The following is an 18,999-nucleotide window of genomic DNA, read 5'->3' as shown; positions in this document are numbered from 1 at the left end:
CCGCCCGGGGCGGGCGGCTACCGTCTGTCCCTGTGCGCGTACTGATCACCGAGGACGACGACGATCTGCGGGTGGCGGTCGAGGCCGCCGTCCGCGGCGCCGGGTTCGCGGTGGACGTCGCGGCGGACATCCCGGCGGCCGACGAGGCACTGAGCGTGAACGCCTACGACTGCGCGGTGTTCGACCGCATGCTGCCCTCCGGCGACTCGCTGCGCTACGTCGAGCAGCGGCGGCGGGCGGGCTGGTGGGTGCCGGTGCTGTTCCTGACCGCACGGGACTCGGTGGCCGACCGGATCGCCGGGCTCGCCTACGGCGACGACTACCTGGTCAAGCCGTTCGAGGTGCTGGAACTGGTCAGCCGGGTGCGCAGCCTGTGCAGGCGGAGCACACCGGAGCCCGCGGCCTCGCCGTCGCTGCGCTGGCGGGAGCTCGCGCTGGATTCGGACCGGCAGGAGGTGCGGCGCGGGGACATCGCGCTGAACCTGACTGCGAAGGAGTTCGCGGTGATGCGGGTGCTGCTGGCCGCGGGCGGCGAACCGGTGCCCCGCGCCGAGTTGATCGCCTCCGCCTGGGACGAGTTCGTGGCACCCGCGTCGAACGTGCTGGACGTACTCATCGCCCAGTTGCGGCGCAAGCTCGGCGCTCCCCCGGTGCTGCACACCGTACGTGGCGTCGGCTACGTGCTGCGCTGACCGCTGCGACATGCGGCGACAAATGAGCGCTTCACCGCGCGATCGCGGCAACGTTCGAATAACGACCGGACCGTTACCCTTGTACCGCGGCGGTTATTTGACTCGGATGGCGAACCATGTTCGCTTCAAGCACGTCGCCTCCCGACGAGTCCGCAGTACATATCGTAGCCGCGGAAGGCGGTGCCCTGTCCGGCATCGAAAACGCAATCAACACCGTGTTCAACCCGGTGTCGGAGTTCATGTCAGGCTTCGTGTTCGCCGAGATCACAGTCTTCGGTGTCACGTTTCCATGGATCGTCTCGTGGCTGATCGTCGCGGCCGCGATCTTCACCGTCTACTTTGGATTCATCCAGCTTCGCGGTTTCAAGATGGCGCTGGACATCGTCCGCGGCAAGTACACCAAGAGCGACGAGCCCGGCGAGATCACCCACTTCCAGGCCTTGGCCTCGGCGTTGTCGGGCACCGTCGGCCTCGGCAACATCGCCGGCGTGGGCGTGGCGATGACCATCGGTGGTCCCGGTGCGACGTTCTGGATGATCCTGGCCGGACTGCTCGGCATGTGCACCAAGTTCGTCGAGTGCACTCTCGGAGTCAAGTACCGGGAGGAGCATCCGGACGGCACCGTGTCGGGTGGGCCGATGCACTACCTGCGCAAGGGAGTCGCCGAGCGATTCGGCAACGGTTTCGGCGTGGGACTCGGCAAGCTGCTCGCCGGTCTCGCCGCCGTGATGATCCTGTTCTTCGGCATCGCCGGTGGCAACATGTTCCAGGCGAACCAGACCTTCGCCCAGCTCAAGGACGTGACCGGCGGGGCGGACGGCTTGCTCGGAAGTGACGGTGCCGCATTGATCTTCGGCCTGCTCCTGGCCGCACTGGTCGGTGCCGTGGTCATCGGCGGGATCAAGTCCATCGGCTCGGTGACCAGCAAGCTCGTCCCGGCGATGGGGATCATCTACGTCGCCGCGTGCCTGGTGGTCATCGGCGTGAACATCGACTCGGTGCCGACGGCGTTCGGGGAGATCTTCGCCGGCGCGTTCACCGGTGAAGGCGTGGCGGGCGGCGCGATCGGCGCGCTCATCGTCGGCTTCCAGCGCGCCGCGTTCTCCAACGAAGCGGGCATCGGTTCCGCCCCGATCGCACATTCGGCCGTGAAGACCCGGAATCCGGTCACCGAGGGATACGTCGCACTGCTCGAGCCCTTCGTGGACACGGTGATCATCTGCACGATGACCGCCCTGACGATCATCATCGCCCGCCCGCAGTTCTGGGTGGACGCGCAGGCCACCGTCGCGGCGGGGGGCGAGGACCCCGACGGCGTCACCGTCACCTCCGAGGCGTTCGCCACGGCGCTGCCCTGGTTCCCCTACGTTCTCACGATCGCGGTCGCGCTCTTCGCGATCTCGACGATCATCACCTGGGGCTACTACGGGCAGAAGGCCTGGACCTACCTGTTCGGGCGCAGCGTGATCAGCGAGCGGGCCTACTACGTGGTGTTCTGCACCTTTGTCGTGATCGGTTCCGTACTGACCCTGGGCAGCGTGCTGGACTTCGCCGACGCGGTGTTGTTCCTTCTCGCTCTGGTCAACATCATCGGCCTCTACCTGCTGATGCCGGTCGTCAAACGAGAACTCAAAGCCTTCCGCGGCAAGGTCCGCGACGGCGAGATCGTCAAGACCAAGTAAGCACCGAACGACCCCGGGTCGTGGTCGAGGGCTCCCTCCGGAGCCCCGGCCACGACCCGTTTTCTCGTTCAGAGCCGATACCTTCGCCTTGGCACGGTCGCCGTGGACCAGTGTCTGTACGAACGTATAGTATACGTTCGTACAGACATTCTTGAACGACCGGAAGGGGTGGCGAAGTGGATGCCGACAAGCGGGCGCTGTTCGCGGGAGCGTCGATGGTGGCGATCGGTTCGGCGCTGCGGCTGACCACCGGGGAGGTACCGACACCGATGGTGAGCCTGCCGAAGATCGGGCTGGTGCTGCTGGTTCTGGGCGTGCTGGAGATCGCCGGCACCCTGATCTGGATGGCGTGGCCGGGTAAGGCCCGCGGCCGGTGAGCCCACCGATCAGGCGGGGCGCACACCTGCTCGACGCCGTCGTCGAGGTGGTCGCCGAGCACGGGATCGGCGCCGTCAGCATGCGCTCGGTCGCCGCGGCCGCCGGGGTGTCGACCGCGCAGGTCCAGTACTACTTCCCCAGCAAGGACAGGCTCGTCGCGGCCGCCTTCGAGCACGTCTGCCAGGGAGTGGAACGGCGCGGCGGCGGGGTCGACACCTCGGGCACCGCCCGGGAGGTGCTGAGCCGACTGCTGCGGCTGTGGCTGCCCTCGGACGCCGGACGCGCGCGCGATGCCCGGGTGTGGCTGGCGTTCACCGCCGCCGCGGCGACCTCCCCCGCGCTGCGGGCGATCAACGACGAGGTCGAGCGTGATCTGCGCGCCGGTTTCGCCGGGTTGCTGCGGGACGCGCGGCAGACGGGGGAACTGCCCCAGGACCGGGATCCCGAGCTGCACGCCGTGGTGCTGCTCGCCGTCGTCGACGGCCTGGTCACCCAGGCCGTGCTGGCACCGGGCACCGACCGGCAACGGTCCGCACTGGCCGAACGTGGCCTCGACGCACACCTGACCCTGCTGTTCGGCAAGGAGCGGACATGACGGCGACAACCGACCTCACCGCACCGCGTGCCCGCACCGGCACCGCGATCGGCCGCGCGCTGCTGGCGGCCGCCGTGATGGCCACCGGGCTGGGCGCGGGCACCGGGCTCGGCGCGGCACTGGCTGCGGCGACCGGTCTCGACGGAGCCCTCGGACGCCTGCTGCCCGCCGTGCTCTGCTGCGCGCTGGTCGTCCCGGCCGTGCTTCTACTGCGGACCCGGCGGGACCGGCTGACGGTGACCGGAATCGGGCTCACCGCCCCTCGATCCGCGATGAGCGGGTTCGCGCTCGGGGTCGCGGTCACGCTCGGCAGCGCCGTCGCCGTGCTCGGCGCCGGGACGGCCGCCGGCTGGCTTCGGTGGGGCCCGGTCGCCCCGGCGACGCTGCTCGCCTTCGTACTGGTCAACGGCCTCACCGCACTGCTTCTGGAGGCACTGCCCGAGGAGGTGTCACTGCGCGGCTACGCCTGGACCTCGATGCGCGAACGGCACCGTGCGCTCCTCGCGACCACAGTGACCACGGCGCTGTTCCTGGTCGTCCCGGGGGCGAGCACGGTGGTGCACGCCGGGGTCACCAGCGTGCTCGGCGGTGAACCCTCGGTTGTCGGGATCGTCCCGGCGGGCGAGGACCCGGTGTCGTACCTGGTGCTGCTACTGGTGTTCGGGCTGACGCTGGTCGCCGCCCGGACGGCGACCCCGTCCCGGTCGTTGTGGACCTGTGTCGGCACGCACCTGGCGTTCCTCACCGTCAACCGGGTCACCTTCTTCGGCGGGCAACGGGAGGCGGGCTGGTCCACCGAACCCGCCACCCCGGACGTCGTGCTCCTCGTCCCCGCCTACCTCGTCCTGGCGGCACTGGCGTACCTGCTCATCGCCCGCCTCCGCCGCCCCACCTGACTGTCAGGCGCAACGGCAGGCCGTGTCAGGCGTCGCCGGTGCGGTCACCGGCTCGCCGGGGACGTGCTCGCCAGGTCCTGGTCGGCGAACTGGGTCCGGTACAGCTCGGCGTAGTGGCCACCGGCCGCGAGCAGTTCGGTGTGGGTGCCCCGCTCGGCGATGCGCCCCTCGTGCACCACCAGGATCTGGTCGGCGCTGCGGACGGTGGCGAGACGATGCGCGATCACCAGCGAGGTCCGCCCGGCCAGTGCGGACGCGAGTGCCCGTTGCACGGCCGCCTCGGACTCGGAGTCCAGGTGCGCGGTCGCCTCGTCGAGCACCACGATCCCCGGTGCCTTGAGCAGCAGACGGGCGATGGCGAGCCGCTGCTTCTCGCCACCGGAGAGCCGGTAACCACGGTCTCCGACGACGGTGTCCAGGCCGTCCGGCAGGTCGTCGAGCAGCCGGGACAGGTGCGCCGAACGCAGCACGCCGAGCAGTTCCTCCTCGCTCGCGGACGGCCGGGCGTAGCGCAGGTTCGCACGGATCGTGTCGTGGAAGAGGTGGGCGTCCTGGGTGACCACGCCGACCCGGGAGTACAGCGAGGACAGGGTCACCTCGCGCACGTCCCGTCCACCGATCCGCACCGTCCCGCTGTCGGTGTCGTAGAGCCGGGAGGCGAGCTGGATCAGCGTGGTCTTGCCTGCCCCGGACGCACCGACCAGCGCGATCATCTCGCCCGGTCCCGCCCGGAAGCTGACGTCGTGGATGACCTGCTGGTGCCGGGTGCTCTCCTGGTGCGCGACGGATTCCAGCGAGGCGAGCGAGACCTTGTCCGAGCCGGGGTAGCCGAAGGACACGCCGTCGAACTCCACCGAGGCGGCGTCCGCGGGCAGTTCGACGGCATCCTCGCGTTCGGTGATCATCGGTTCGAGGTCGAGCACCTCGAAGACGCGGTCGAAGCTGACGAGCGCGGTCATCACGTCGACGTGCACGTTGGACAGCGCGGTCAGCGGCCCGTACAGGCGGGCAAGCAGCGCGGTGATGGCGACCAGGGTGCCGAGCTGGAACCGGCCGTCCACCACGAGGAAGCCACCGAAGCCGTAGGTGATGGCGGTGGCCAGCGAGGCGAGCAGGGTCAGCGAGGTGAAGAAGATGGTCGAGTACATCGCCGAGCTGACGCCGAGGTCGCGTACCGCACCGGCCTTCGCGGAGAACGCGGCCGTTTCCTCCCGCGGACGCCCGTAGAGCTTGGCGAGGATGGCGCCGGAGACGTTGAACCGCTCGGTCATCATCGAGCTCATCTCGGCGTCGCGCTGCATCTGTTCCCTGGTGACCTGCGCGAGCTTGCGGCCGAACCAGCGCGCGGGCAGCACGAAGACCGGCAGCAACACCAGGGCGACGACGGTCACCTGCCAGGACAACAACAACATGGTGGTGAGCACGATGACCAGGCTGAGCGCGTTGGACAGTACGGCGGAGAGGGTCCCGGTGAGGGCGCGCTGCGCTCCGATCACGTCGGAGTTCAACCGGGAGACCAGCGCACCCGTCTGCGTGCGCACGAAGAACGCCACCGGCATCCGCTGGACGTGGTCGAACACCTCGCCGCGCAGGTCGTAGATGAGTCCCTCGCCGAGGCGGGCGGACAGCATCCGCTCCACCAGCGTCAGTCCGGAGCTGAGCAGCGCGACACCGGCGGCCGCGGCGGCGAGCCAGCCGACCACGGCCAGATCCGCCGGGATGATCCCGTCGTCGATGATGGCGCGCAGCAGCAGTGGATTCGCCACGCTCAGCGCGGCACCGAGCGCCACGAGAGCGAGGAAGGCGACCACGAGCCGCTTGTAGCGCGCGGCGTATCCCATGATCCGCCGCAGGGTTCCCCTGGTAAGCCGTTGCCGTGCGACGGAACGATCCGTGGAGTAGGACCGCATCGTCGACCAACCCGCGATTTCTGACATACCCCCAGGATCGCACCTCAAGTATTGTCGAGGTCAAGTCCCGCGTTGCCACAATGTGTCGTTTTGGGGCGGCCCCGGGGCTCGTGGACTGAACCGACCGAGGCCTTGACCACCGGGTTCCCGGGAACTCGATCGGCCCGTTGGTATGGCGTACCCACGGGCGGGAACCGGTAATCACCTACGACCGGAAAAAGCGGATCCGATCGTCCCGCCCGTGGTCATGGGCCAAAGCCCGACGGTGCGCGGTCCCCGGACGGCCCTGATACTGCTCGCACCGGGACCAACCGCGTAGCACCGCGGAACCGGCCGCACCGCGACGCCAGGAGTGACGGATGGATTCGATCGACAAGGGCATCGTGTCCTGCCTGGTCGCCAACGCACGCGCCAGTTACGCCGACATCGGCAAGTCGGTCAACCTGTCCACCCCGGCGGTCAAACGCCGGGTCGACCGGCTCCTGCGCACCGGGGTGCTGCGCGGGTTCACCGCCGTCGTCGACCCGGAGGCGCTCGGCTGGGCGACCGAGGCGCTCGTCGACATCTTCTGCCGGAACAACGTCGCGCCCGAGCGAATCCGGGAGCACCTGGAGCCGTTCGCCGAGATCGCCGCCGCGTACACGGTGACCGGTGCGGCGAACGTCGTCGTGCACCTGCGCGCCCGCGACATCGGCAAGCTGGAAACGGTGCTGGAACGCTTGCGCGGGCTCGACATGGTCGAACGGACGACGTCCACGGTGATCCTGTCCACCCTGCTCGACCGCCGGGCAGGCGTCGGGCCGCGGTGACCACCTCCGGCAATCAGCATTTCGGCTGAGGCGACCGGTGCCCCTGTGTTCCTACGGTGAAATCCGTACGTATTCACGACAAAGGAGACGCTCATGTCCACGACGAACGCGATCACCCGTCGAGCCGAATCCGTCGATGTGCCCTTCGGCAGGCTGCAGGATTTCTACGAGCAGAGTGCCGCGTACACCCCGGCGCTGGCCGTGACCGGCATCGGTGACGTCGCCCTCGCCGCGATCGGGGGCGCTGCGATCGAATCGATGGTCCCCGAGGGCGTTGCGGGCGAGCACGCCTCCGTCCGGGAGCTGGTGTCCCTGCGCACCACGGCGGTCCGCGCCTGAGCCCGCGTACCGCGGGGAAACCGGACCCCGGCCCGCCGTCGGGGTCCGGCCCGGCGGGGGCGGGCACAGCCGGTGACTTGACGCGCCCCCGGCGAATGGGCAGGCTGCGCCCGTGGCCGAAGAAACGGACATATCGGTTGCCGACCGGATGGATTCGGTGATCCACCGGATCGCGCGCGAAGCCGGTCTCTCCCGCGCCCGCAGCGGCAGACTGCGCCGCAGGCTGGCGGAATCCCCGCGCTGGCAGGCGCTGATCGCGCCCGCGCGGACCGACCACGGAGCGCGCCGGGTGCGCGCCCGCGTCATCGCCGAGGTCCGTGCGGAACTGGCCCCGCGGACCGACACGAGCACTCTGCAACGCGCCGTGCACACCGCCGTGCTCCTCGACGAGGTCTCGCTGCTTCCGCCCCGGCAGCGGTACGCCCTGTGGTCCGCGGCGATCGAAGGCAGGCCCGCCGCCGACATCGCCCGCCGGACCGGGTGGACCGCCTCCCAGGTGCACAGGCTGCTCGGCAGCGCGCTGACCACTGTCACCGTCCGCGCCCAGCGCTGGTGACCGGGCGCTCTCAGACGGACGGATTCAGCCAGAAGTCGACGACCTCCAGCACCGCGGACCCGAGTTGCTCCGCCCACGGACCGGCGTAGGTGGCGATCACCAGGTCGCGGTCCCCGCCCAGCGAGCGACGCCGCAGGTCCACCGACCGGCGCGTCGACGCGCCCGCCCCCGGCCACCGCAGCCGGACGACCCTCGGCAGCATCGTCGCCTGCACGGTCTCCGGCGGCAACGCGCTCTCCTCGCCGTAGCGGTACACGACCACCGAGCACACCGCGAGGTCACCGGCGCGGTGCACCCCGGTCTGGGTCACCCGCAACCGTCCCGTGTCCGCCAGGAGTCCTGGCCGCACATCGACATTCCGCTGCTCCATCTCGAACCCCGCAGTCGACGCCCGGCATGTCCGGCATTCGGCGCCGGGTCGCGGGAGGATTGCCGACGACGGTGCTTTCCGGCGATCACGTGGGGCTCGCCGGGTGCCGATGGCAGCCCCGCCGGCGCCACGGTGCCGCGGAACGGTTCGTGGTGTGAAAGGCAGGAACATGACGCCCGGCTCGACTTCCCGCAGGCTCGTCGCGCAGCAGTGGATCTCCCTGGACGGTTACGCGGCCGGACCCGATGGCGAGGAGCGGATCTTCGCCGCCGTACCGGACTTCTCCCCCGGCGAGAAGCACAACCGGGACCTGCTCGCCGAGGTGGACCTCGTGCTGCTCGGACGTCGCACCTACGAATCGTTCGTCCGCTTCTGGCCCACCGCCGCCGAACCCATGGCCGAACTCGTCAACACCACCCCCAAAGTGGTCTGCTCGACGACCCTGGACACCGCCCCCTGGGGCCGGTTCGCACCGGCCGAGGTGGTCGCCGATGCCGTCGGCCACGTCCGGGCACTGCGGGCGGGCCCCGGCAAGGACATCCTGCTCTGGGGGTCGCTCGCGCTCATGCGATCCCTGCTGCGAGCGCGTCTGGTCGACGAACTGGACCTGTTCGTGGCGCCCGTTCTGCTGGGCGGCGGCACACCGCTGGTCGCACCGGAGGGCCCGTACGACCTGACGCAGCTCGGTGGCGACATCTGGAACGGCTCGACGCACGTGCGCTATGCCGTCGGCTACCGGAGGGACCCGGACTGATCCGGACTGACCCATCCCCGCGGGTGACGGGCAGATCGACGGGTGGCCCATCCGGAACGCCGACCGCACCGAAGAACCTGCGTGCGACTTGGTGACCGCCTTTCGGCGATGACGATGCACGCGACCGCCCGGTGGACGGTGCGCTACGGCGCGAACCTGCGGTTCGCGGGTACGGAACTGCCGCGGCCGGAAGTCCGGCGGGTGACGACCCGGCACGGCCGGGTGCCGGTGCACGTCTACCGCCCGCCAGGGCCCGACACCGGGACGGCCGCGCACGTCCACTTCCATGGCGGCGCCTGGTTGATGCGCTACCCGGGAATGGACGACTGGTGGTGCCGCTTTCTGGCCGCGACCGCGCGGGTCGTGGTGCTGAACGTGGATTTCCGCACCGGCCCCTACGTGACGTACCCGGTGTCGCAGCACCAGTGTCACGATGTCGCGGCCTGGGCCGCGAACGGCGGCGGCGACCTCGGCCTGGACAGGGCCCGGATCACCGTCGGCGGCTTCTCCTCCGGAGGTGGGCTCGCGGCCTCGGTCTGCCTGCAGGCCCGGGACGCCGGTTCGTTCCGCCCGGCGTTACAGGTACTCGGCGTGCCGGCCCTGGACATGGCCGCGGAGCTGCCGACCGGTGCGGGGATGATCTCGCCCGCGCTGCGCGGGCTGGTGCGGCGCGTGTACTTCCCCGAGCCCTCCGCACGCGCGCACCCGTACGCCTCGCCACTGCTCGCGCCGGACCTGACCGGACTGCCGCCGGCGGTCGTCCTCACCGCGGAACGCGACACCCTCCGCCCGGACGGCGACCGTTACGCGCGGCGTCTGCGGGAGGCGGGCGTAACGGTCGAGCACGACGTGTCACCGGGCGTCGACCACTATTTCCTCACCGAGGATCCGGTCCGGGCGCGCACGACGATGGGGCAGGTCGCCGATGCCGTCGTCCGCGCCACATCCGGCCCGTCCCGCTGATACTCCCCCATCGGAGTGACCTATGTGGACGGAGAAGAGTCGTCGGCTCCGGGTGTCTCCGGAATCCGGGTGTGCCAGTCGATGTGATGCCCGTAGAGCCAGCGGCGCCGGGCCGGTCCGGTGTCCGGGGCCGCAGAGGTCTCGCGCGCACCGCCGGAGTCCACTTCGGACCGTTCCGGCGGGGGCGAATCGTGCGCGGCGCTCGCCGCGACGAGCTGTTCCACCCTGTCTCGCCGCAACCCTTCGTACGCGGTGAGGGCCACCTCGATCGTCGGCAGGTCGCGCAGGCACTTCGCCAGCGTCACGCTGTCCTCCAGCGCCATCGACGCCCCCTGGCCCGCGGCGGGCGAGGCCGCGTGCGCGGCGTCCCCCGCCAGCACCATGGAATCCCGCCACCAGCGGGGCGTGGACGGCACGTCGTAGGCGTTGCTGACGACGATGTCGCCGGGAGCGGTCGACCGGACGAGATCCGCCATCGACGTGCCGTCCTCGGCGAAAAAGCCTGTTGCGTAACGCTTCCACTCCTCGGCGGTACGCGCCGCCATCTCCTCCCTGCTCAACTCGGAACCGGGCAGTCTGCCGAACCACCAGGTCTCGCCGTCCGGGGTGTGGATGTATCCGAACGCCGCCCGTGCGCCCCTTCCCATGCGGTAACGACAGGTGATGTCCGCCGGGGTGGTGCGGCGCGCGTACCCGTACACGATGTTCAGTCCGGTGTAGCGGGGCGACGGCGCCTCGGCATCGATGATCGTGCGCACCGTGGAATGGATACCGTCCGCGCCGACGAGCAGGTCGCCCTCCGCCCAGGAACCGTCGTCGAACCCGACGTGTACGGCGCCGCCCCGGTGTTCGGCCCGAGTGACCCGCTTACCGTGCTCGACCCGGCATCCCCGGTCGACGGCCGCGTCCTGGAGAACCCGGTACAGCTCGCTTCTCCGCAGGGTCCGGGGGCCGAGATGGGCGCCGGGATCGTTCTCGTACTCGCGCAGGCCGGTCCGCAGACCGCCGGCGTCGAGGATCTCGACGCTGTCCGCCGGAAAGGAGGCCTCGGCGACAAGGGTGCCCGCGTCGATCGCGGACAGAGCGTTCATCCCGTTGTGCATGATCGTCAGGAACGCGCCCACGTCGTCCGCACCTGCCGGGAACGCCTCGTGGATCGTCGAGCTGATCCCGGCTTTACGCAGCGCAAGGGCGGTCGCCGCCCCCGCGATCCCGCCACCGGCGATCAGTGCGTGCGTCATCCGCCACCATCCCTCGAATACTCGTGTGCACGCGCGGATTCGCGTCCGCGCGCAACGCCTGTCCACTCTGGACGTCCTTACCGGTAAGAGTCTTCCACCTGAAGGAGGTTGATCGCGTGAAGCTCACGCGAATCGCCGTGGTCGCCGTCACCCTGTCCGCCGTGGTCGCCGGACCGGCGGTCGCGGCGGCGGACCCCGGCCCCGCACCGGTGATCAACGAGTTCACCCCGCAGCAGCGGGCCGAGGCACTCGAACACTGGACCCCCGAACGAATGGACGGCGCAGCCCAGGACGAGGTGTCCGGCGACACCGGACCACTAACGCAGGAATGGGAAGGCGAGCCCATCCAGAACGTGGGCAGGTTGTTCTTCACCAAGGACACCACCGGGGAGGACAGCTACTGCACGGCGACCTCGGTCGGCGGGCCCGAGGGCGACACCGTGCTCACCGCCGCGCACTGCCTCACCCGGCCGGGTACGAAGTACGGCGCGTACCAGGACCTGGCGTTCGCCCCCGGGTATCACGACGGGATCGCACCGTTCGGCGTGTTCCCGGTTCGCGTGAACACCTATCCGCAGTCGTTCACCACGACCGATCAGGCCGGGTACGACATCGGGGTGGTGAAGGTCGATCCGGTGGCGGAACGCTCGCTGCGGGACACGGTGGGCGCACAGGAGGTCGATCTGTCCGGTGTGGTCGGAGCGGACGTCACCGTGTTCGGTTACCCGATGACCCGTCCGCAACTCGGCCAGAAGCAGTTGTTCTGCGAGAGTGCCGCGCCCGCCTCGCCCACCGAGGGCAACCTCCGCACCGAGTGCGACATGCGCGGCGGAGCCAGTGGCGGTCCGTGGTTCCGCGACTTCGACCCGGCTTCCCGTACCGGGACGCTGGTGTCGGTCACCAGCGCGGGTGTCGGCCACCTGGACGGGCCGATACTCGACGACACCGCCGTGGGCCTCTTCGACGCCGTCGCCGCCGGGTGACCTCCGGCTGAGCACGTCCTCCGGGGGTCGCGATTCCTCGACCGATCGCGGCCCCCGAGTGCGGGGGCTTGACATACTTCTCGCATGGCTGCCCCCGGTGCGCGATCGATCGTTCTGGTCGAAGGAGTGAGCGACCAGGGGGCGGTCGAAGCGCTCGCGGCCCGATACGGGCGTGACCTCGACGCGGAGGGGGTATCGGTGGTGGCGATGGGTGGTGCGACAAACATCGGGCACCATCTCTCCCGGCTCGCCGAGAACACTCCGGAGGCCACGGTCACCGGCCTCGTCGACGAGGCCCAGGCCCCTGTGTTCGTACGCGCGCTGCGCCGCGCGGGCCGCGGTGAGGATCTCGCGGCGGCGGGATTCTTCGTCTGCGTGGCCGATCTCGAGGACGAACTGATCCGCACCCTGGGTACCGATCTGGTCGAGCAGATCCTGCACGATGAGGGTGATCTGCTCTCGTACCGCAAGTTTCAGCGTCAGCCCGCCCAGCGCGGCAGACCGGACGACGCCCGGCTCCGGCGGTTCATGGGCACCAGGGGTGGCCGAAAGATCCACTACGGACCTGTATTGGTGAACGCCCTCCCGCTCGACCGCGTCCCGCTCCCCTTGCGGAACCTGCTGACACGCATGTGATCCTCGGCATCGGCCGACACTATCCAATGTGGACACTTGTCGGGCCGGATCGCGATCCGTAGCCGCCTTAACACGAGAACCGTACGCCGCGCCAGTGACGTGAGTTCCCCTCATCGCCCACGGATTCCGGGAACGAACTACGTAGTTCTGCCGATTTCCACGTTCGTCCTTTACCGGCCTGTTCGGCGATTCTAAGCTCACCGACGTTCATGAACGGGTGGACGGGAAGGGGCGAACCGTGCCGGACGGTACCGAAGCCGAGTGTTCCGAAGTCAGAGTGCCGTCGCGGAGCCGTCGACGCAGCCGGGGGACGTCATTCTCCGTGCGCGCGGGGGTCGGCGCCGTGGCCATGCTGGCCGTGTTCCCTTCCGCGCCGGCGTACGCCGAGCCGCCCGGGGCTCTCCCGTCCAGTGTGGAGGGTGACGATGCACGATGGCAGCCGGCACTGGATTCGGACACCGACAGTTGTTACTCGACCCCGGCGATCGACTCCGCGGGCAAGGTCGCCGAGGGACTGGAGCCCACGGGTGACATCGTCGCCGACTGCCGCGACGAGGCGGATCTGCGCAATACGAACACCTACGTCCGTTCGAAGTCGAACAACGGCTGGACGGCGTACCTGTACGACTCGTACTTCGAGAAGGACCAGTCGGTCGACGGGTCGGCGAGCGGCCACCGGCACGACATCGAGCACGTCGTGGTCTGGGTCAGCGACGGCCGGGCGAAGTTCGTGTCGACCTCGGCGCACGGCAGCTACACGACGAAGGCCGCCGACGAGGTGCCATGGGAGGGCGACCACCCGAAGATCGTCTATCACAAGGACGGTGGGTCTACGCACGCCTTCCGGCACGCCACCGCGAATGACGAGCCACCGGAGAACCACGACGGAACCTGGCAGCTTCCGGCCGTGGTGAGCTGGAACAAGTTCCCCGAGGGGGTACGGGAAACCCTGCTCTCCGCCGACTTCGGCGCCGCGCAACTGGGAATCAAGGACACGGACCGGGACGGCAAGGACAAGTTCACCAAGGAACTCGACAAGGCCGAGCCGGACGGCATCCCCTTCGACCCCTACGCATGATTCCCCCGATGCCCTCGCCGGGCCGCGCGGAAGGGCGGCGCCGCGACAGCTCCCGTCCGCACCTGAGGTAACCGCGATACGTCGAAATAAGGCGGTGGCCGATGGTCGCACGCCGAGCGGTCAGGTGCGGCGGGCGTCCGGGCGGTGTGGTTCGACGTCGAGGCGGGAAAGCCCGCGGAAGAAGAACGAGCCGACGTAGTCCGGGTCGCCTCCCGGCGCGAGCGCCAGGTCCGGCAGCCGCCGCGTCAGTACCTCGACGGCCACCCGCGCCTCGGTGCGCGCGAGGTGCGCGCCCACGCAGGTGTGCATGCCGTGACCGAAGCCGAGATGCCCGTCGGCGCCGCGCAGGCCGGCACGGTCGACGTCGAACGCGTCCGGGTCCGGGAAGTGCCGCTCGTCCCGGTTGGCCGAGCGTAGAGCAGCGACAGCCGCGAACCGGTGGGCAGCGCGACCCCGTCGAGTTCGACGTCCGTGGTCGCGGTGCGCAGCAGACCGCGGTGCGGGGCGTCCCGCCGCAGGGTCTCCTCCACCGCGTTCGGCACGATCGAGAGATCGGCCGCGGCGGCCCGCCAGGAGCCGGTGTCCAGCAGTGAGCGGACCGTGCTGGTGATGGCGTCGCGGGTGGTGTCGATCCCCGCCGCGTAGAGCAGATCCTGGACCTCGGCTCGGGGCTCCCGTCCGCGGAGAACACCCATGAGGCGGCGGCGCGGATCAGCCCGGAGACGAAGGTCGTCTACGTACTTCCGCACCCGCGGCGAGATCGAGGCGATGTTCCACGACCTGGTTTTCGTCTCGCCGGGTCTGACGCTGCTGCCCGACTGGTGGCCGGACGGTCCCCGCGTGCGCCCGCTCGAGGACGTGCAACAGCTCATCCTCGGCGGGCTCGCCCGCAAGCCCTGACCTCGCGTCGCGGGGCGGACACGGCATCCGCGCTCAGGAGGGCGCCCCGGCCAGCGCGTCCAGCGTGCTGATGGTGGCCTGGTCCAGGCGGACACCGGCGGTGGCGACGTTCTCGTCGAGGTGGTCCGGGTTGGACGTACCGGGAATGAGCAGCACCTGCGGCGCGTGCGCCAGCAACCAGGCCAGGCCCACCTGCGCCGCCGTGGCCGAGCACGCGCTCGCCGCGGCCATCACCGCGGGGTGTTGAGTCACCTTGGGCACGTCGGGGAACGCGGAGCCGAGCGGGAAAAACGGCACCCAGGCGATGTCGTGCTCGCGGCACAGGTCCAGCAGCGGCTCGGCCGAGCGGTCCAGGACGCTGTAGGCGTTCTGCACGCAGGCGATGCCGACGGGCAGCGCGTGACGCAACTGGTCGAGCGTGGCGTTGCTCAGCCCGATGCCGCCGATCTTGCCCTCGTCGCGCAGCGCGGACATCTCGGCGAGCTGGCTGTCGAGATCGACGGGCGGCCCACCGGCCCCGTCGCCGTCCATCAGCCGCAGGTTGACGACGTCCACCTGTTCCACGTCGAGGCTGCGCAGGTTGGCCTCCACACCGGCGCGGAGTTGTTCCGGGCGCTGGGCGGGGACGAACGCGCCCTGGTCGTCGCGCACCGCACCGACCTTGCTGACCAGAACCAGGTCGTCGGAGTAGGGGTGCAGCGCGGCGTGGATCAGCTCGTTGGACACGCCGTCGCCGTAGAACTCGGCGGTGTCGATGTGGTCCACGCCGAGTTCTACCGCCCGCCGCAGCACCGCGAGTGCGAGGTCCCGGTCCCGGGGCGGGCCCCACACGCCCGGTCCGGGAAGCTGCATCGCGCCGAACCCGATGCGGGCCACGGGCCGTCCGGCCAGCGTGCCCGTTCCGGCGAGCGCGGCGGGCCGCCCCTGGGACGGGTTCGTGCCGGTGCTCCCGGCACCGTCGAGGTCCGACATCCGACTCTCCTGTCCGTTCGCCTGCGATGGACGGGCGATCCGCGTAGGTGCGGTGGCCCGCCGTGGCCGCGGGCCACCGTAACGCCGGGTGCGTCCGGGCGCATCGGCTGACCCGTGCGACCGGCGGTCCGGGCTTCGCACGGCGATCGAGTCGCCGTCCATGGTGGGTCGCACCCGGCGAGAGCACCGGCCCCTCACTACGCTGCCACGGTGAGCACCCCCGCAGCCGAAGACACCGGGAGCGACCTCGACGAGGCCGGAGGTGGCGGGCGGCGCGGACTCTCCCTCGACCTGCTGGCCGTCGGCGGCGGGGTTCTGCTCGTCCTGACGGCCGCGCTGGTCGGCTGGGACCTGATCGACGACGGCGTGAACATCTTCCTGTGGTTCCCGCCGCTGCTGGCGAGCTGGCATCCGCACGCGGGAGCCGGGACGGTCGCCGCGGTCATCGTCGCCGCCGTGGTCGTGCTGTACGGCCCGGCCGCGGTGGCGCGGATGCGGTGGCGGTGGCTGCTGGTGGTGGCGTGGCTGATGTCGGTGGCGTGGACGTTCTCGCTGGCGATGGTCGACGGCTTCCGCGACGGCGTGGCCGGGCGGCTGGAGACCGACGTGGAGTATCTGCGCGATGTCCCGAGGGTCGACGACATCGGCGTGATGTTGCGCGAGTTCAGCGAGCACATCCTCTACACCCAGCCCGAGCCGTGGGGCCTGCACGTCGGTGCGCACCCGCCCGGGGTGCTGATGGTGTTCGTGTGGCTGGATCGGCTCGGCCTCGGCGGCGGCGGAGCGGCGGGGGTCTTCTGCATCCTGGTGGGCGGCTCGGCCTGCGTGGCGGTGGCGATCGCCGTGCGTGCGCTGGGGTCGGAGGCCACCGCTCGTGCCGCGTTGCCCTTCGGGGTGTTGTTTCCCGGGGCGGTGTGGGTGGGTGTGTCCGCCGACGGCATGTTCGCCGGGGTGCTCGCCTGGGCGGTGGCCATGCTGGCGCTGGGCGCGACCCGCCGCGGCTGGCGTGCCGCTCTGTTCGCGGTCGCGGGCGGGATGCTGCTCGGCTTCACCGTGCACCTGTCCTACGGGCTGGTGCTGGGCGGTGTGTTCACCCTCGCCGTGCTGGCGGTGACCCGCCGGATCGGGCCGCTCCTGTTCGGACTGCTCGGCTTCGCCGCCGTGGTGGGGGCCTTCGCGGTGAGCGGTTTCTGGTGGCTGACCGGCTACGACCTGGTCAAGATCATCTACGCGGACAGTATCGCGAAGACCCGCCCGTACGCCTATTTCGTGTGGGCGAACCTGGCGGCGCTGACCTTCGCACTGGGGCCCGCGGCGCTGGCCGGCATACGCCGTCTCGCCGCGCGTCCGCGGGCCGTGCCCGCGGGCGCGGCGCTGTTGTGTGCCGCCGCGCTGGTGGCCGTGCTGGCCGCGGACATCTCCGGTCTCAGCAAAGCGGAGGTCGAGCGGATCTGGCTGCCTTTCGCCGTCTGGCTGATGGTGCCGTGTGCACTGCTCCTCCGGCGGCAGACGCGGGCCTGGCTCGCCGCGCAGGCCGCCCTGACGCTGGCCGTCGTCCATCTACTGTGGACGGTCTGGTAGCGCCACGCCGTACGGTGGCGCCGGTCTACGGGTCGATGAGCTGCAGGACTCCTTCGGTCGTGCCGGTGACGAACAGGCGACCGGTGCCGCTGTCGACCGCGACGGTGTTGGGCTGGCGCACGGTGGGGATGCGGGCGGTGATCGTGGGCGGCGAAGTGGCCAGGTCCAGCCCGACGACCTCGTTCTGGCCGGTCAGCGTGACCCACATCCGGTCGCGGACCGGGTCGTAGGTGATGCCGTACGGCGATCCGGGCAGGTCGAGCCTGCCGACCTCGCGGACCTGCGGGGCCGATGCGTAGACGATGATCGCGTCGCCACGGGTGTCGGCGACGGCGTACTGCCCCCGCCGGTCGGCCAGTACGTGGGTGGGCCCGGCACCGGCCGGAAGCTGGGCGATCCGCTCCAGACGCTGCGCGTCGTACACGCTCAGGTCGTTCTGCCGTACGTCGACCACCCCGACCAGATCACCCACCGCGGCCAGGCCACCGGGCTGGGTCTGCCCGGTGAAGGTCTGGACCACCGCCCCGTCGCGCACCGCCGCGACGGTGCCGCCGAACTCGTTCGCGGCGAACAGCAGGCCGTTGCCGGAGCGGGTGGCGTCGTGCGGGAACACCCCGGTCGGCACCTGCCCGCCCACCTGCCCGGACGGGAGGTCGACGGTGACCAGCGAATCGGAGTTCTCGGCGGGTACCAGGACGGGGCCCCCTGGACCGGCGAGCTGCAGGTGCCGCAGATGCCCTGGCAACGGCGTCTTCGTGCGCACCTCGCCGGTGCGGCCGTCGACGAGTGCGAGGGCGTTCGGGTCCCGGACGCCGACAGCGACGAGGCCGGTCTCCGAATCGGCGACCGCTCCCTCCGCCAGCGCGCCTACCGGGACGACCTGCCCGGCCGGCGGAACCGCCGGTGGCGGCGACACGGCCGGTTCGGCGGGTGGCGGCAGCGGTGGGGGGTCCGCCGGGACGGGGGCGTCCGCGCAACCGGCCAGGACGAGCGCGCCGCTCAGCACCGCGGCGAGGCACCGCAACCGCCGTACCGCACCGGCCGTGGCCCGCCGCCCGGCACGGCCGCGCCGATCGTCGAGTTCCGTGTCTGACATGGCGTCACCAATCCTTGTCTGTGCGCCGCGTCCGGACCCGCGCCGCTCCGATCGTCGCGTCAGTCGGGTCCGGAACCGTCCGGTGACGGTGGCCTCCGTGCCGACCGGACGGCGGAGGCCAGGTAGAGCAGCGCACTGGTGGCGAAGAAACCCGCCGTCAGCAGGAGCCAGCGGGCGAGGAAGGGCTGCTGGTCCTGACCGGTCGCGGCCAGGTAGGTGTCCTGGCCCTGTTCGATGATGCCGGGGAAGAACAGCAGGAGCAGCAGGCCGGACGCGAGCGCCGGGACCCGCAGGTGGTTGAGTGCGCGCACCGAACGCGGGCTCGCGGGGCCACCTCCGCGTACCGCACGCGCGGCGACCCGGTCGGCGAGTGCGTAGCCGGGGAACAGCACCAGGTCGTGTGCGATCACGCAGCCGCCGAACCACAGCAACATCACCGGCAGGGTCGGGTCGTCCACGATCCGCAGGGCGACGTAGCCGGTGAGCGCGAGACTGCCGAGTATCGCGACGGCGTGCAGGGGATGCGCGCCGTAGAAGCGGCGGACCCGTTCCGGGATCGGCACCATGG

Annotated in this window: 22 protein-coding genes and 2 pseudogenes; 16 read left to right on the top strand and 8 right to left on the bottom strand. The window is 70.6% G+C overall.

Annotated features, from left to right (window positions below; genetic code table 11):
* Nucleotides 1-32 precede the first annotated feature (32 nt).
* The 5 genes from CFN78_RS21270 to CFN78_RS21250 all read left to right on the top strand — a co-directional run bounded on the left by CFN78_RS21270 (nt 33) and on the right by CFN78_RS21250 (nt 4,243).
* A complete protein-coding gene (locus CFN78_RS21270; RefSeq protein ID WP_094864621.1) occupies nt 33-692 on the top strand; it encodes a response regulator transcription factor in 660 nt (219 codons plus the stop codon).
* A gap of 116 nt (nt 693-808) precedes the next feature.
* Nucleotides 809-2,374, top strand: a complete 1,566-nt coding sequence (locus CFN78_RS21265; protein WP_094864620.1) for an alanine/glycine:cation symporter family protein — start codon at nt 809-811, stop codon at nt 2,372-2,374.
* A 176-nt stretch (nt 2,375-2,550) separates the two neighbouring features.
* Nucleotides 2,551-2,751 carry a DUF5708 family protein gene (locus CFN78_RS21260; protein WP_094864619.1) on the top strand — a complete coding sequence of 67 codons (201 nt, stop codon included), beginning with the start codon at nt 2,551-2,553 and terminating at the stop codon, nt 2,749-2,751.
* Nucleotides 2,748-3,347, top strand: a complete 600-nt coding sequence (locus tag CFN78_RS21255) for a TetR/AcrR family transcriptional regulator (RefSeq protein ID WP_094864618.1) — start codon at nt 2,748-2,750, stop codon at nt 3,345-3,347. The genes CFN78_RS21260 and CFN78_RS21255 overlap by 4 nt, the downstream gene beginning before the upstream one ends.
* The gene (locus CFN78_RS21250) at nt 3,344-4,243 is read left to right on the top strand and encodes a CPBP family glutamic-type intramembrane protease (RefSeq protein WP_094864617.1); all 900 of its coding nucleotides are present in this window, start codon (nt 3,344-3,346) and stop codon (nt 4,241-4,243) included. Before CFN78_RS21255 ends, CFN78_RS21250 begins: the two co-directional genes overlap by 4 nt.
* 44 nt (nt 4,244-4,287) lie before the next feature.
* On the opposite strand, the gene CFN78_RS21245 is transcribed toward CFN78_RS21250, so the two are convergent.
* A complete protein-coding gene (locus tag CFN78_RS21245) occupies nt 4,288-6,180 on the bottom strand; it encodes an ABC transporter ATP-binding protein (protein ID WP_094864616.1) in 1,893 nt (630 codons plus the stop codon).
* 332 nt (nt 6,181-6,512) lie between these two features.
* Between CFN78_RS21245 and CFN78_RS21240 the strand changes: the two genes are divergently transcribed.
* The 3 genes from CFN78_RS21240 to CFN78_RS21230 all read left to right on the top strand — a co-directional run bounded on the left by CFN78_RS21240 (nt 6,513) and on the right by CFN78_RS21230 (nt 7,857).
* Entirely contained in the window at nt 6,513-6,962 is a 450-nt protein-coding gene (locus CFN78_RS21240) for an Lrp/AsnC family transcriptional regulator (RefSeq protein ID WP_094864615.1), read from the top strand.
* A gap of 93 nt (nt 6,963-7,055) precedes the next feature.
* Nucleotides 7,056-7,301: a hypothetical protein gene (locus CFN78_RS21235; RefSeq protein WP_094864614.1), complete on the top strand. Its 246-nt coding sequence runs from the start codon at nt 7,056-7,058 to the stop codon at nt 7,299-7,301.
* Between the two features lie 112 nt (nt 7,302-7,413).
* Complete coding sequence (locus CFN78_RS21230) at nt 7,414-7,857, top strand: sigma factor-like helix-turn-helix DNA-binding protein (RefSeq protein ID WP_133116409.1); 444 nt, start codon at nt 7,414-7,416, stop codon at nt 7,855-7,857.
* Nucleotides 7,858-7,867: 10 nt separating this feature from the next.
* On the opposite strand, the gene CFN78_RS21225 is transcribed toward CFN78_RS21230, so the two are convergent.
* On the bottom strand, nt 7,868-8,227 hold the full coding sequence (locus tag CFN78_RS21225) for a hypothetical protein (protein ID WP_094864612.1): 360 nt from the start codon (nt 8,225-8,227) through the stop codon (nt 7,868-7,870).
* Nucleotides 8,228-8,396: 169 nt separating this feature from the next.
* On the opposite strand from CFN78_RS21225, the gene CFN78_RS21220 reads away from it, so the two are divergent.
* Together CFN78_RS21220 and CFN78_RS21215 are read left to right on the top strand one after the other, a co-directional pair.
* On the top strand, nt 8,397-8,981 hold the full coding sequence (locus tag CFN78_RS21220) for a dihydrofolate reductase family protein (protein WP_165777647.1): 585 nt from the start codon (nt 8,397-8,399) through the stop codon (nt 8,979-8,981).
* A 108-nt stretch (nt 8,982-9,089) separates the two neighbouring features.
* Entirely contained in the window at nt 9,090-9,944 is an 855-nt protein-coding gene (locus tag CFN78_RS21215; protein ID WP_094864610.1) for an alpha/beta hydrolase, read from the top strand.
* Between the two features lie 20 nt (nt 9,945-9,964).
* On the opposite strand, the gene CFN78_RS21210 is transcribed toward CFN78_RS21215, so the two are convergent.
* On the bottom strand, nt 9,965-11,185 hold the full coding sequence (locus CFN78_RS21210; protein ID WP_094864609.1) for an FAD-dependent monooxygenase: 1,221 nt from the start codon (nt 11,183-11,185) through the stop codon (nt 9,965-9,967).
* Nucleotides 11,186-11,301: 116 nt separating this feature from the next.
* Between CFN78_RS21210 and CFN78_RS21205 the strand changes: the two genes are divergently transcribed.
* From CFN78_RS21205 to CFN78_RS21195, 3 genes are all read left to right on the top strand, one after another.
* A complete protein-coding gene (locus tag CFN78_RS21205) occupies nt 11,302-12,168 on the top strand; it encodes a trypsin-like serine peptidase (RefSeq protein ID WP_094864608.1) in 867 nt (288 codons plus the stop codon).
* 84 nt (nt 12,169-12,252) lie between these two features.
* Nucleotides 12,253-12,804, top strand: a complete 552-nt coding sequence (locus tag CFN78_RS21200; protein WP_094864607.1) for a TOPRIM nucleotidyl transferase/hydrolase domain-containing protein — start codon at nt 12,253-12,255, stop codon at nt 12,802-12,804.
* Nucleotides 12,805-13,126: 322 nt separating this feature from the next.
* Nucleotides 13,127-13,882, top strand: coding sequence for an NPP1 family protein (locus CFN78_RS21195; protein ID WP_240519596.1), 756 nt, complete (start codon nt 13,127-13,129; stop codon nt 13,880-13,882).
* Between the two features lie 120 nt (nt 13,883-14,002).
* Here CFN78_RS21195 and CFN78_RS29905 read toward each other — a convergent pair whose 3' ends face one another.
* Entirely contained in the window at nt 14,003-14,146 is a 144-nt protein-coding gene (locus CFN78_RS29905; protein ID WP_240519595.1) for a cytochrome P450, read from the bottom strand.
* Nucleotides 14,147-14,191: 45 nt separating this feature from the next.
* Nucleotides 14,192-14,455 (bottom strand): annotated as a pseudogene (locus CFN78_RS30365) (hypothetical protein); the annotation flags it as partial.
* Nucleotides 14,456-14,532: 77 nt separating this feature from the next.
* On the opposite strand from CFN78_RS30365, the pseudogene CFN78_RS30360 reads away from it, so the two are divergent.
* Together CFN78_RS30360 and CFN78_RS29585 are read left to right on the top strand one after the other, a co-directional pair.
* A pseudogene (locus CFN78_RS30360) lies at nt 14,533-14,577 on the top strand (hypothetical protein); the annotation flags it as partial.
* Nucleotides 14,576-14,782: an SAM-dependent methyltransferase gene (locus tag CFN78_RS29585; RefSeq protein ID WP_094864605.1), complete on the top strand. Its 207-nt coding sequence runs from the start codon at nt 14,576-14,578 to the stop codon at nt 14,780-14,782. The pseudogene CFN78_RS30360 and the gene CFN78_RS29585, both read left to right, overlap by 2 nt.
* Before the next feature lie 33 nt (nt 14,783-14,815).
* Here CFN78_RS29585 and CFN78_RS21175 read toward each other — a convergent pair whose 3' ends face one another.
* Entirely contained in the window at nt 14,816-15,754 is a 939-nt protein-coding gene (locus tag CFN78_RS21175) for an oxidoreductase (RefSeq protein ID WP_094864604.1), read from the bottom strand.
* A gap of 210 nt (nt 15,755-15,964) precedes the next feature.
* Here CFN78_RS21175 and CFN78_RS21170 point away from each other — a divergent pair, with 210 nt between their 5' ends.
* Nucleotides 15,965-17,335 carry a hypothetical protein gene (locus tag CFN78_RS21170; RefSeq protein WP_240519594.1) on the top strand — a complete coding sequence of 457 codons (1,371 nt, stop codon included), beginning with the start codon at nt 15,965-15,967 and terminating at the stop codon, nt 17,333-17,335.
* 25 nt (nt 17,336-17,360) lie between these two features.
* Here the strand turns inward: CFN78_RS21170 and CFN78_RS21165 are convergent, their stop codons facing one another.
* Nucleotides 17,361-18,431, bottom strand: coding sequence for a YncE family protein (locus CFN78_RS21165; protein WP_240519593.1), 1,071 nt, complete (start codon nt 18,429-18,431; stop codon nt 17,361-17,363).
* A 59-nt stretch (nt 18,432-18,490) separates the two neighbouring features.
* Nucleotides 18,491-18,997, bottom strand: a complete 507-nt coding sequence (locus tag CFN78_RS21160) for a hypothetical protein (RefSeq protein WP_094864603.1) — start codon at nt 18,995-18,997, stop codon at nt 18,491-18,493.
* Between the last annotated feature and the right edge of the window lie 2 nt (nt 18,998-18,999).

The sequence above is a fragment of the Amycolatopsis antarctica genome (assembly GCF_002262875.1).
GTDB classification, from domain to species: Bacteria; Actinomycetota; Actinomycetes; order Mycobacteriales; family Pseudonocardiaceae; genus Amycolatopsis; species Amycolatopsis antarctica.
Note: the sequence above shows the minus strand (reverse complement) of the source record. Positions and strands in the feature narration are given on the sequence as shown.

Excerpts from the sequence above, each read along its gene's own strand:
- CFN78_RS21215 (WP_094864610.1), top strand. The coding sequence starts at position 9,090 with ATGACGATGCACGCGACCGCCCGGTGGACGGTGCGCTACGGCGCGAAC.
- CFN78_RS21165 (WP_240519593.1), bottom strand. The coding sequence starts at position 18,431 with ATGTCAGACACGGAACTCGACGATCGGCGCGGCCGTGCCGGGCGGCGG.
- CFN78_RS21210 (WP_094864609.1), bottom strand. The coding sequence starts at position 11,185 with ATGACGCACGCACTGATCGCCGGTGGCGGGATCGCGGGGGCGGCGACC.
- CFN78_RS21225 (WP_094864612.1), bottom strand. The coding sequence starts at position 8,227 with ATGGAGCAGCGGAATGTCGATGTGCGGCCAGGACTCCTGGCGGACACG.
- CFN78_RS21235 (WP_094864614.1), top strand. The coding sequence starts at position 7,056 with ATGTCCACGACGAACGCGATCACCCGTCGAGCCGAATCCGTCGATGTG.
- CFN78_RS21265 (WP_094864620.1), top strand. The coding sequence starts at position 809 with ATGTTCGCTTCAAGCACGTCGCCTCCCGACGAGTCCGCAGTACATATC.
- CFN78_RS21250 (WP_094864617.1), top strand. The coding sequence starts at position 3,344 with ATGACGGCGACAACCGACCTCACCGCACCGCGTGCCCGCACCGGCACC.
- CFN78_RS29585 (WP_094864605.1), top strand. The coding sequence starts at position 14,576 with ATGAGGCGGCGGCGCGGATCAGCCCGGAGACGAAGGTCGTCTACGTAC.
- CFN78_RS21220 (WP_165777647.1), top strand. The coding sequence starts at position 8,397 with ATGACGCCCGGCTCGACTTCCCGCAGGCTCGTCGCGCAGCAGTGGATC.
- CFN78_RS21200 (WP_094864607.1), top strand. The coding sequence starts at position 12,253 with ATGGCTGCCCCCGGTGCGCGATCGATCGTTCTGGTCGAAGGAGTGAGC.
- CFN78_RS21175 (WP_094864604.1), bottom strand. The coding sequence starts at position 15,754 with ATGTCGGACCTCGACGGTGCCGGGAGCACCGGCACGAACCCGTCCCAG.
- CFN78_RS21160 (WP_094864603.1), bottom strand. The coding sequence starts at position 18,997 with ATGGTGCCGATCCCGGAACGGGTCCGCCGCTTCTACGGCGCGCATCCC.
- CFN78_RS21240 (WP_094864615.1), top strand. The coding sequence starts at position 6,513 with ATGGATTCGATCGACAAGGGCATCGTGTCCTGCCTGGTCGCCAACGCA.
- CFN78_RS21245 (WP_094864616.1), bottom strand. The coding sequence starts at position 6,180 with ATGTCAGAAATCGCGGGTTGGTCGACGATGCGGTCCTACTCCACGGAT.